At 71.4% G+C, this 10,694-nt stretch carries 9 protein-coding genes and 2 pseudogenes; 5 read left to right on the top strand and 6 right to left on the bottom strand.

Translation table 11 applies throughout. The features are described from left to right. A pseudogene (locus tag ND748_RS16640) lies at positions 1-341 on the top strand (hypothetical protein); the annotation flags it as partial. Positions 342-440: 99 nt separating this feature from the next. On the opposite strand, the gene ND748_RS16635 reads toward ND748_RS16640, so the two are convergent. Both ND748_RS16635 and ND748_RS35055 read right to left on the bottom strand, forming a co-directional pair. Beyond that, the gene (locus ND748_RS16635) at positions 441-866 is read right to left on the bottom strand and encodes a PPOX class F420-dependent oxidoreductase (protein WP_251746714.1); all 426 of its coding nucleotides are present in this window, start codon (positions 864-866) and stop codon (positions 441-443) included. A gap of 189 nt (positions 867-1,055) precedes the next feature. Then, the gene (locus ND748_RS35055; protein ID WP_374215945.1) at positions 1,056-1,418 is read right to left on the bottom strand and encodes a hypothetical protein; all 363 of its coding nucleotides are present in this window, start codon (positions 1,416-1,418) and stop codon (positions 1,056-1,058) included. Positions 1,419-2,050: 632 nt separating this feature from the next. Here ND748_RS35055 and ND748_RS16625 point away from each other — a divergent pair. Further along, complete coding sequence (locus ND748_RS16625) at positions 2,051-2,809, top strand: phosphotransferase (protein ID WP_251746713.1); 759 nt, start codon at positions 2,051-2,053, stop codon at positions 2,807-2,809. Between the two features lie 244 nt (positions 2,810-3,053). Beyond that, positions 3,054-3,533, top strand: coding sequence for a hypothetical protein (locus ND748_RS16620; protein WP_251746712.1), 480 nt, complete (start codon positions 3,054-3,056; stop codon positions 3,531-3,533). A gap of 239 nt (positions 3,534-3,772) precedes the next feature. Here ND748_RS16620 and ND748_RS16615 read toward each other — a convergent pair whose 3' ends face one another. Beyond that, entirely contained in the window at positions 3,773-6,730 is a 2,958-nt protein-coding gene (locus tag ND748_RS16615; protein WP_251746711.1) for a BTAD domain-containing putative transcriptional regulator, read from the bottom strand. Between the two features lie 322 nt (positions 6,731-7,052). Here ND748_RS16615 and ND748_RS16610 point away from each other — a divergent pair, with 322 nt between their 5' ends. Next, positions 7,053-7,667 carry an RICIN domain-containing protein gene (locus ND748_RS16610; protein WP_251746710.1) on the top strand — a complete coding sequence of 205 codons (615 nt, stop codon included), beginning with the start codon at positions 7,053-7,055 and terminating at the stop codon, positions 7,665-7,667. A 194-nt stretch (positions 7,668-7,861) separates the two neighbouring features. Continuing rightward, the gene (locus ND748_RS16605; protein WP_251746709.1) at positions 7,862-8,308 is read left to right on the top strand and encodes a DUF6623 family protein; all 447 of its coding nucleotides are present in this window, start codon (positions 7,862-7,864) and stop codon (positions 8,306-8,308) included. Positions 8,309-8,521: 213 nt separating this feature from the next. Here the strand turns inward: ND748_RS16605 and ND748_RS16600 are convergent. The 3 genes and pseudogenes from ND748_RS16600 to ND748_RS16590 all read right to left on the bottom strand — a co-directional run. Then, positions 8,522-8,641: pseudogene (locus tag ND748_RS16600) on the bottom strand (TetR family transcriptional regulator); the annotation flags it as partial. Between the two features lie 209 nt (positions 8,642-8,850). After that, positions 8,851-9,411 (bottom strand): GrpB family protein, encoded by a 561-nt coding sequence (locus ND748_RS16595; protein ID WP_251746707.1) that lies wholly within the window; start codon positions 9,409-9,411, stop codon positions 8,851-8,853. Between the two features lie 83 nt (positions 9,412-9,494). Then, positions 9,495-10,685 (bottom strand): 1-acyl-sn-glycerol-3-phosphate acyltransferase, encoded by a 1,191-nt coding sequence (locus ND748_RS16590; protein ID WP_374215946.1) that lies wholly within the window; start codon positions 10,683-10,685, stop codon positions 9,495-9,497. Positions 10,686-10,694: the final 9 nt, after the last annotated feature.

The raw sequence follows: 10,694 nt of genomic DNA, 5'->3' as shown, positions 1-10,694 counted from the left end.
GTCTGCGCCATCCCGGCTGGCCCGCCTTCGACGACGTCCGCGAGGCGTGCGTCGTCGCCGACGCGATGGCCCGGCTGCACGTGCCCGGGGCCCGCTCCGCGGCGTGGCGCGCCGTGGCGATCACCACCCCGGGCACCCTCGAACGCGGCTGGGCGCTGGCGGCCCTGGCCACCACGATCGTCAACCACGACCCGGCCACCGCCGGCGGCGTCCTCGACGAGATGGTCGCCATCCTCGACGCCCACCCGTCGCGGCTGCTGGCCACCCGGGTGCACGAGGTCCTGCTGCTGATCTCCTCGCCCCCGGTCGACCGCGCCCCCCGCACCGCCGGCGCCTCCTGAGGGCGGCCGCCGGCTCGACGTAGGGGCAGGCTCGACACCGCGCCGCGCGGCCAGTCCGCCGATGCGGCCGGAGGGGGTCGGCCAGCCGGCGGGATCGGATCAGTCCGCGACGTCGGCGACGGCCACGACCTGGGCGGGGGACAGGCGCACGAGCAGCTCGCCGGGCACGCCGTTGCGCGCGCCGTACTCCTCGGCCCGCTGCTCGCCCATGTAGCGGGCGGCGATGCGCGTGGCCCAGCGGCGCACCTCGGCCACGTCGTCGGACAACGCCACCGGCCCGGTCAGGGTGACGAACGAGTACGGCGGCCGCTCGTCGTCGACGCACAGCGCCGCGACCCCGGTGCGCCGCAGTGCCCGGCCCTTCACCGACTCCGCCCCGGTGTTGAACACGACGTCGGCGCCGTCGAGGACGAACCAGATCGGCACCACGTGCGGCCGGCCGTCGGCGCGGACGGTGGCAAGCTTGCCGGTGCGCGCGCCCGCCGAGACGAACTCCCGCCACTGCGCATCGGTCATCGTCGCCATGCGAGCACCCTATGCCGCTACGTGACGTCCCCCTTGGCACAACCACGCCCGGCGCCTCCCACGCACACCGCAACGGTGCCCAGGGCGTCGTTGCAGGAGGTTCTCGGACGCCTCCTGACGCTGCCCGGGCGTGCGCGGGGGGCCCGCCAAGACCGGCCGGCGGACGGTCCCGTCCCGGCTTCGGCCGCCTCAGGCCGACGCCCGGTACGTCCGCTCGCCCGAGCTGCTCGGATCCGCGACAGTCGAGTCCGCGGTGCTCGGACCGCTCCGGCCCGAGCCGCCGCCAGCCGGACCGCCGGTCGCCGGAACAGTGGTGGCCGCAGCGCCCTTGGCCGCAGCGCCGCGCCCACCAGTGGCGCGCAGGCGGTGGCCACGGCGGACCAGCAGCCGCTCGGCGAGGGCGTCGGCGCGTTCGATGTCGTCCAGGGTCGCCCGGGTCCGCCGCTCGACCTCCAGGATCGCGGCGAGCAGCTCGGCGGACAGGCGGGTGCGTGCCGCGACCCGGGCCACACTCGGTGGCAGCGGCGCCGGCTCACCCCCCGGCTCGGCCATCCCGTGCGGGGACCCGGTCGTGCCACGCGACCCAGCCGTGCCACGCGGGGATCGGGCCGTGCCACCCGCCGGCGGGCGATCGGTGTCGTGCCGGTCAACGTCGCAACCGGCGCGACCCGGGCCCGGCCGGCCCGGACGGGCGGTGTCCAGTCGCGCCCTGGCGGCCGAACGGGCGGCCGCTCGGGCGGGCGCAGCCGATCCCACGACCTGGACGGGGCGCGCCGTCGAACCGGGGCGCGCGGGTGCGGGCTGGTGGGCAGGTGCCGGCTGGTGCGCGGACTGGTACCGATGGGCGGACTCGGGCTGGCGGGCGGGCGGAGTGGACCGGGCGGTGAGGTGCAGCAGTGCCATGCACCAGTGATACCGCGCCAGATACGCACCGCAACGCCTTGACTTCTCCCCGCCATGCGGGATCACCCTTTCCCCACAGGACATCCACAGGGCGACACCGAGTTACCCACCGCTCCGTCGACAGCGTTATCCACATCTCGATCATTGTGTGATGGAAATCACAGATCACGGAGAGCCTGATCGAGGATCCGCCGCCACTCGGCGAGGGCCGCCCGAGACGGCGAGCGGATCGGCGACGATGCATCGATGACCCGGACACAGCCAGGGACCCGGACACAGCCATGACGGAGACGCCCCTGCCCGGCGGGCTCGTCAACACGGTCGTGCGGGTCGGGGACACCGTGCGCCGACCTGTGCCGGACCGCGCCGAGTTCGTCCACCGCCTCCTTGGCCTGCTGGCGGAGCGCGGCTTCGAGGCAGCGCCACGGCTACTCGGTGTCGACGGGCAGGGCCGCGAAATCCTCACCTACCTGCCCGGCCATGTCGCCTGGCAGGCCGACCAGCCGGCCGCCGTCACCGCCGACGACAGCCTTGCCCGCCTCGCCGAGCTGGTCCGCCAGTTCCACGACCTGACCGCGTCGACGGCGCTGGCGTACGGCGGCGAGGTCGTCTGCCACAACGACCTGGCGCCGCGCAACACCGTCTACCGGCCGGTGGCCGGGGAACTGCGCCCGGTGGCGCTGCTGGACTGGGACCTGGCCGCACCCGGGCGACGCATCGACGACGTCGCCCACGTCTGCTGGCAGTTCCTCGCACTCGGCCCATCGGTGACCGACCTGACCGAGGCGACCCGACGGATCGCAGTGATCTGCGACGCCTACGGGCTGCGACACCGTGCCCACCTGATCGAGACGATCCTGGGGTGGCAGGACCGATGCTGGCGCGGCATCGAGCGCGGTGCGCGGGCCGGGCAGCCGGGCGCCCGGCGCCTGCGCGCCTCCGGTGCCGTCGAGGAGGTGCGCGCCGCACACCGCTGGGTCGCCGCTCATCGCGGCCGTCTGCAGGCCGGGCTCGACGGGCGCCGCCCCGCCCGGGAATAGCGGTGGTGGGGCCGGGAGAGTGACGCGGTTCCGCGGAACATCAAGATCGGCGCTTTCGGTCGGCTACGGTCCGGGCTGTGCCGCTGGAGTTCCTCGCCGATGCGCAGGTTGCCGCCTCCGGACGGTCCCAGGGTGTGCCGCTACGGGCTGATCTGGAGCGGTTCTTCGATGGGCGGGCTCGGACGCGCGCGGAGGAGCCGGGGGTGCTGTTCGATCAGGCGGTGGGCTGGCTGCGGGGTATCGGGTGCTGTTGCCGGGGATCAGCGTGCTGACGCGGCTGGTCCTGGCAGTGCGGGAGGCCGCCGAGGTCCGGACGCACAGCACGCTCGCTGATGCGGTGGTCGCGACGGATCCGTTGCTGCCGGGGCGGCTGCGGGAGTCGCTGATGGTCCCGCCGGGAGCGCGGGTGACGCCGGTGGAGCTGTGGCGGCGCTCTCCGACCAGGGTGTCCGGGCCGGGGATGGTCAGGGCGTGGGACCGGGCTGCGGAGCTCGCCGGCGCGGTCGCGGCGGTCGATGAGGACTGCGGACGTGAACGGGCAGTGCTCCTGGCCATCACTTCGCTGTTCGCGGTGTTGCACGTCCCGATGTTTCGTTACGAGCGAATCACGCGGTCGGCTTGTGGCCGAGGCATCGTGGCGCTGGAGGTCGCCGGCAGCCCGTCGTCCGCGGACGCTCTACTCGACGCCTGGGGCCAGCCCGGGCAGCAAGCTGCTCGCCGGTGACTATGTCTGGATCTTCCCTACGCGGCGGCTTATACAGCGTCGCTTGCCCTGGTCCTACGCGCAGCCGCGCGCGGTTATGGGTCGACGCCATGCGGCCGGTGGATGCGTTCGGTTATTCCCGCGGCGCTGGTGGCCGGCGGGTGCGACACGGTGGAGAACATCTCCCTTCTGATCTATCTGTGTGTCACGCCGGCCCCGAACACCGATACTTCACGCCGCCCAGGACCGCACGGTTCAGGTCACTGCGCGAGCCGGCGGGCCAGCATGAGGGTCTCTGGTTGGGGACGCACGCCGAGCTCCCGGAGCATCGCGTAGCAGCGGCGGAGCGCCTGGCGTGCCGAGCCAGGGTCTTTCGCGGCCAGGTAGGCGGCGATCGTGAGGCGATGAGCGGCTTCGGACCATGGGTCCGCGTGTATCGCGCGAACCGCGAGGCGGTGGGCCTGGTCGTGTGCACCGCCGGCGAGGAGAAGCTCACCGGCGCGGACGCCGGCTGCGACGAACCGGGCGCGTAGGCGCCGTTGTTCTACGTCGAGCCACTCGATCGCCGGCGATTCGACGAGGAAGTCTCCTCGATACAGCGCGAGAGCCTGCTGGTAGCAGTCGAGTGCGGATGACGGCAGCCCGTTCCTTTCCTGAACCACGGCAGTGTCGAGAAGGTTTTCAAATTGCCAGGCGTCGACGCGTAGTCCTTCTACCCAGAGGCGTAGGCGCGGTCCGGTGGCACGTAGATAGTAAGGGGGGTCGTTGTCATCGCGGTCAGGTTCAAGCAATCTCTGCACGTACGAAAGTGTGACTTTCAGATTGTTCCGCGCGGTCGCATCGTCGAAATCTGGCCACAGCGCCGCTGCGACCGCATCGCGGGTGGTCACCGGCTCGGCCACCAGGAAGGAGACAAACTGTCGGACGCGTTCCCGGCGGAGGACGTCGGCGCTGACCGGCACCCCGTCGTGAAGAATTTCCAAGGGGCCCAGGACCCGTATCTCAAGCGTCCGACCGGGCAGCAGCGGTATACCGGGCAGCAGCCGGCGCGCGGCCTCCGCCAGCACTGCCGGCTTCCCCATGCCGAGGGTGCGGACCGTGGGACGGACCTGGGGGCCGAGTTCCTCGAGGATCCGAGCTCCATCGGCTCGTCCCAGGGCGTGCAGTCCCACAGCGAGCTCGACAAGCCAGGGACGCGGAAGCAGTCCGCGAACCACGGCGGGATCCAGAGCAGGGAGGTGGACGTGCGCCTGCAGCGAGCCGCTTTCTCGCAGGGTGACCAACGCGACCGCCATGTCGCGGATCCGCCGCGCTGTTCCCTCCATCCGCTCGGCGTCCCAGCCCTGCCGCATCTGCGGAAGCAAGACGTAGCACAGCGGTGCGAAACCTTCGTGCATTCTGCGTAGCGTCGCCAGCGGCAGCGACACCGCGGTCAACCCGGACTGCAGCAGGTGGCCGGCGGTGGACTCGTCTCCGTCCGCGACGGCGACCGCGGCTTCGGCGAGCGCGAGCGCCGCCTCAGTCCAGTGCATGGGCCCAGCGCCAGCCACCGACGCACGAGCCGCCGGCAGGTGCGCGCGGGCCTCATCCTGACGTCCGGTGAAGGCGAGCAGCGCGATCGGCACGGCGTACTGGCGTGTTGTCGGCGGCCCGAGTCTGCCCGCCAGGAGCTTCTCGGCCTCGAGGTAGGCCTCGGTGACACGGCCTGTGCAGCGCAGTACCTCGATGACTGCGGCGCAGGCCTCCCGTGGCCACTGCGAATAGGCGCGCCGCGCGTGGGGTTCGGCTTGCTCGGGTCGGCCGAGCGCCAACAGGTAGATCGCTTTGAGCCACTCCAGCGCCGGTGCCAGTACCCCAAGGTCGGTGACGCTGATCAGCTCAAGCCCCGCTAGACCGGTGGTCAAATCCGCGGCGAGCAGCCCAGCCAGGGCCTGCATGATCGCGATCGCACGGACCGAACCCCCCACGGCCGGCTCGGCGAGCCGTTCCGCGGCGTGGGCGCCTGCGGTCGCCTCCCCTCGCCAGAAGTACAGCTGGACCAAACCAGTGAGGCAGGTCACCTCAGCTTCCACCGCACCGCCGTCACGGAAACCTGCCGCCGCCTCCTCATAGAGGCGGGCGGACGAAGCCGGATCGCTCACCCTGACGGACATGGCGCGAAGCAGGACCCCTTCCGGGGTCCTGCGGACCTCGTCAGGTAGACCCGCGTACCAGCCGCGCTGCGCCCCTTCCCCGCCTGGTGGAGCCAGCTGGACAGAGCTGTCCCGGATCAGCGTACGAACGTCGGACCAGGCCTCGGCCAGCAGCAACAGCCGCATAGCGGCCGGAAAGTCGCCGCGGCCAGCCAGCACGTGCGCGGCGCGGCGGCGAGCCTCACCGACCGCGGTGACCGACAGCTCGTTGGCGAGCGCTGCCACCCACAGCGCGTGGGGCACCCACCAGCCATCGGCTGTCTGGGACATCAGCGGCAAGGTTCCCAGCACCGCGAGGGCGCCCGGGTCACCGCACACGGCGCCGGCGACGTCGGCATCCCCTCCACCAACGGCCACCAGACCGGCGAGAAGCTGCCGTTGCGCGACGGGAAGGCGTTCCAGCAGTTCCTCCCACAGGAAACGGATGGCGCCCGCCTGCCCCATGGAAGCGGTCAGCTCCGCCACCGCCGGCCATCCTCCGGTCTGCTGCAGCAGACCCGGAGCAACGTCCCGAAGCTCGGCGAACGCCGCAGTCTCCTCGGCGGTAAAGGCCAGATCGACCTGGCCGAGGTTCGATGCCAGGCCTTGCGCCTGTAGTCGAGCGAGCGGCAACGGCGGCGCCTCTCGGCCGCACAGGACGAGATGGCCATTTGCCGGCAGCTCACTCACCAGCAGTCTTAGGAGTTCGGCGCCGGTTGTCGCGGACCCGACCAGGTGAACGTCGTCAAACACCAGAGCAATCTCGGTAGGCGAGCGCCGCCGCACCTCAGCGGCAATCACTCTGACAGCCGCTTCAGCCGACCCAAACCCATCAGGATCTTCAACGCCCAGCCCGTGAAGGACACCCGTCGCCAACGGCCCCCAGTCCCGGTCCCCCTCCGCACAGCTCAGCCACAGGTCCACCCCCCGAGGTGCCAACAGATTCTCGGCGACCGCTTTCGACAGCAGCACCGTCTTCCCAAACCCCGCGCCCGCCGACAGCGAGACAACGCGCTGCTCGAAACGCGCAGCCAACGCCTGGACCAACCGAGAACGGAACAGGACAGAACGGGATATTACGGGTGGTTCGAAACGAGTGCTGGTTCCCATGTCCGCCCAGGATAGCCCGGCTAACCGCCGGCTAACACCTGTGCCGCAACCTCACAACCGAAGTCCGAAGCCGTCGGCGAGCCGCGACAAACAAACGCCCGGCACCCCAACGACCCCGGCGCGTCAACCAGGAACCCACGCCTGACGATGCACGATCTCCAAGACCTGACCAGTTGCGTTACCAGGAGCTGTCCGACACCCAGAGCGGCCGTGTGCCGCTCGCCCGGCAACGGCCACCCGTGCAACGAGAGGAACAACCATGCCCCTTCGGGGTACGCCACATTCCATCCGACGCCGGCTCACGGTCGCGATCGCCGCCAGCGGCGTTCTCGTGCTGTCCAACGCCCTGCCAGCCAGCGCGTCCCCCTACGGACACCGCGGGGAGATCGTCAGCGGCTACGACACCTCCAAGTGCCTGGACCTCGATGCTTTCACGCCCCAGAACGGCGCCAAGATTCAGGCCTGGGACTGCAACGGCCTGCTGAACCAGGACTGGGTCTTCTTCGGACTCGACGGCCCGCGGGGAGGCCCTCTCGGCAGCTCGATCCGCAGCCGCCTCAGCCCGGGCATGTGCCTGGACGAAGACATCAGCTCCAGGACTCACAACGGCACCAGGGTTCAGTTGTGGGAATGCAACGGCTGGGACAACCAGCAGTGGACCAGGCTCGGTGACGACACGATCCGCAGCATCCACGACGGCAGGTGCCTGGACCTGGACATTGGTAGCCCTGTCCGCAACGGCACCCGGGTTCAGGTCTGGAACTGCGCCAGGGCCGACTCGGGCCCGAACGCCCTGTTCAACCTCCCCGTGTCCAATCAGAGGTGGGACCTGCCGACTGGCCTCCCTCCCGGCGACCCACCCCCCCTCCACTGACGTCAACTCCAGTCGATCACATCCGTACCTTCCATGTCGTGACGGCACAACTCCGCCAGGCTGCGGGCGGCACCACCGACACGTCGACGGTCCACCGGCCGTGGCTCGCACCCCCTTCCGCGGCCGGGCTGCAGTTCCCCGAAGCAGAAAACTGGCAACCATGCTGGCCGTCGGCCAGCGAGAAAGGTAGAAAAATGGCTCTCGAACAGGCGATGTGGACGCACGGCCACGGCATGGTGGTCGAGTTCCCGGACCGCATCATCAGTGAGTGGCGCGCCGGGTTCTTCATCCGGGTGGTCGGCCGACCGAACACCACCAACTGGTTCCACTTCGCTATCCCGACCCCGGTCGTCGTACGGGACAACCGGCTGACGCTCGACGCGGCACTCATCCGGTTCCGCAGCGAGTCGGCTCTGGCCTGCGTCACCAACGTCCACGTCTTCGATGCCGAACGGCGTATCGCAAGCCACGACGGCCTGAGCTCCGCGCCGTCCGCGTGGGTCATGCAGCGCTACCAGATCCCGGGGAAGCCGGAGGTGCTGTGGGCGGTCGGGGTAAGCCTCGGGGTGCACTTCAGCGGTTCGACGGACCAGCAGAACACCATGGAGCTGTCCGCCGCAGGCGTCGATTTCCTCCCCTGACCCGACCCGACCCGCAAGACGAACGGTCCAGCCGACAGACCTTCGGGATTCCCGAGGTCCCACCAGATCACAGAACCTACCTACAATCGAGGAGGCGACGCAGGCCCCAAGAAGACCATCAAGATAGCGTCGTCATCTGCGTAGCTGCCTGGATCTGGCGGAGAATGTCGACCTGGTCGCCGAGTCGGAGCGCACGGTGGAGCACTACCGGCAGCGCCGGTAGACCGTCGAGGGCGTCACCCCAGCCTGCGCCGCGATCAGCGGCACGGTGATCTCGTTACGCGACCGCTCGGACTGCAGCGCACGCACGGCGGCGTGCACGGCGGCCTGCACCCGCGCGCTGCGCCCGCCGGGACGAAGACCTTCGCTGGCGCCCCCACGCCCGCGCCGACGTCGCCCTCGTCACCAGAGGGCCCGTCGTCGCGGGCAACAGCGACCGCACGATCTTCGTGCCCTACCGGCGAGGCGTCATCCCCGTCGACGAGTCGATCAACCCGGTCTGGCCTGTCGCGCACACGCAGTCCCCGGCTGGTGCACGCGGCCTACTCCGGCAGAAGAACCCGTGGTGGTGGGTCAACACCGACGCCGCGCAGCGCCTCCTCGACGAAGGCGCCCTTGGCGTTGGTGTAGGCGTTGCGGTTGTCGCGATACGCCTCGCCCAGGCGCCGTTTGAGCCGCGCGTACCGCCCGCGCAGGTCCGCATCGGCGCGCAGGGCGTCGCGGAAGGCGAGCAACGCGCGGGCCTGCGGATCGTCATGGGCGATCACGTGCAGATGGTGGGTGCGCGCGGCCGGATGGGGGCGCAGGAACCACAGGCGGTAGTGGCCGGCCGGATCCTGCGGCCAGTACAGCCAGCCATCGCCGGCCAGCGCCGCCACCGCGCCGCGCGCGGCGTCGAGGTCGTGCACCGGGGCGAGCAGATCGACGACGGGCTTGGCGGGCAGGTCCGCGACCGCGGTGGAGCCGACGTGCTCCACCGCGCCGGCGAGCAGATCCCCGAGGATGTCGCCGACCCGGTCGCGCTGCTCGACGAACCGGCCGGCCCACCCCGGGTCGTGGGCGGCGAGCTCGACCGGCTGGTCCGCCGGCTGGTCCTCACCCATGTGCCCCCTCGCCACCCCCGAACCCGAACAGTCGATATGGGTCGGCCGCCGCCACGACGGCACCGGCGCGCAGACGGCGACGCTCAGCGGCGCCAGGGGGAGCGCGACGTGCTGCGCGGCAGCGGTTCGGTGGCCGCCCAGATCCGCCGCCAGCGCGCCGTCGGGGTGTCCGGGGCACCGCGCAGCCGCGCGGAGATCGACACCGGACCGGCCCCGCTACGCGGCACGGCACGGGGACGGTGGCGGCCCAGGGCACGCGCCTCGCCGACGGACGACAGCGCGGCCCCGCCGGCCGGGCCCTCGACGGCGGACCGGCCGCCGAGGGACGAGTCCTGCTCACCCTCACGGTCCGCTGCGCTCGGCTGGCGCGGTGTCACCCCGTCCGCGCCGGGAGCGTCTGCGTCGCCACCCACCCCAGCCGGCCGCACCCCAGTCGGCCGCGCCTCGGCCGGGGCGGACGCCTCGGTGCCGGCGGCCGCCGGGATCACAGACTCGGCGGGGGGAACAGGGGAGTCTGCGGGCTGCTCGGCGAGCGCGGCACGGGTGGCATCCCACCAGCTGGTGGCATCCTCGGCGCACAGCCGGTCGACCTCGGCGGCCAGCCGGGCGGTGAACGTCCGCACATCCTCACCGGGCACCGGGCGCAGCGGCCGACCGAAACGCACCGTCACCTGCGGGCGGCCCGCCACCGGCCACGACCGCCCCCGCGGCATCGCCGCGAACGCCCCCCGCACCCCCACTGGCACCACCGGCACCCCGGCGTTGATCGCCAGATACGCCGCCCCCAGCCGGAACCGGCCCCGCGCCCCGTCCTTCGACCGCGTCCCCTCCGGGAAGATCACCAGGTTCCAGCCGTCGCGCAGCAGATCCATCGGCGTCGACGACGGCGCCCCGCCGCTGCGATCGATCGGCACCGTCGCGAACGCCAACGCGCTCCCCGCCCCCCGCCACACACTGCCGAAGAAGTAGTCCGCCGCCGCCGTCACCGCGGTCCGCGAACGCACCCTGCCCGGCAGCGCACACAGCAGCATCGGCGCGTCGAGATGACTGGTGTGATTCGACACGATGACCACCGGGGTGTCGCGAACCTCGTCGAACACCTCCGCGCCGTGGGTGTCCGCGGTCAGCGAGGTGTGCAGCAGCGGACTCATCACCCCGCTGAGGAACGCCGCCCGCGTCGTGCGCGCCGCGCCGCTGCGCGCCCACCCGGTCGGGAACTCCCGCGCCCCCGCCCGCCTGTCTCTTATAAAAAACATAACCAGCCGACCACCCATACAAATTGT

This window comes from Frankia sp. AiPs1 (assembly GCF_023716945.1).
In the GTDB taxonomy this organism is placed as follows: Bacteria; Actinomycetota; Actinomycetes; order Frankiales; family Frankiaceae; genus Frankia.
This window is presented reverse-complemented; position numbering and strand designations above follow the sequence as displayed.

What these genes read in the sequence shown, in the direction of transcription:
- ND748_RS16635 (WP_251746714.1), bottom strand. Translation starts at nt 866, where the DNA reads ATGGCGACGATGACCGATGCGCAGTGGCGGGAGTTCGTCTCGGCGGGC.
- ND748_RS35055 (WP_374215945.1), bottom strand. Translation starts at nt 1,418, where the DNA reads ATGGCCGAGCCGGGGGGTGAGCCGGCGCCGCTGCCACCGAGTGTGGCC.
- ND748_RS16625 (WP_251746713.1), top strand. Translation starts at nt 2,051, where the DNA reads ATGACGGAGACGCCCCTGCCCGGCGGGCTCGTCAACACGGTCGTGCGG.
- ND748_RS16610 (WP_251746710.1), top strand. Translation starts at nt 7,053, where the DNA reads ATGCCCCTTCGGGGTACGCCACATTCCATCCGACGCCGGCTCACGGTC.
- ND748_RS16605 (WP_251746709.1), top strand. Translation starts at nt 7,862, where the DNA reads ATGGCTCTCGAACAGGCGATGTGGACGCACGGCCACGGCATGGTGGTC.
- ND748_RS16595 (WP_251746707.1), bottom strand. Translation starts at nt 9,411, where the DNA reads ATGGGTGAGGACCAGCCGGCGGACCAGCCGGTCGAGCTCGCCGCCCAC.
- ND748_RS16590 (WP_374215946.1), bottom strand. Translation starts at nt 10,685, where the DNA reads ATGGGTGGTCGGCTGGTTATGTTTTTTATAAGAGACAGGCGGGCGGGG.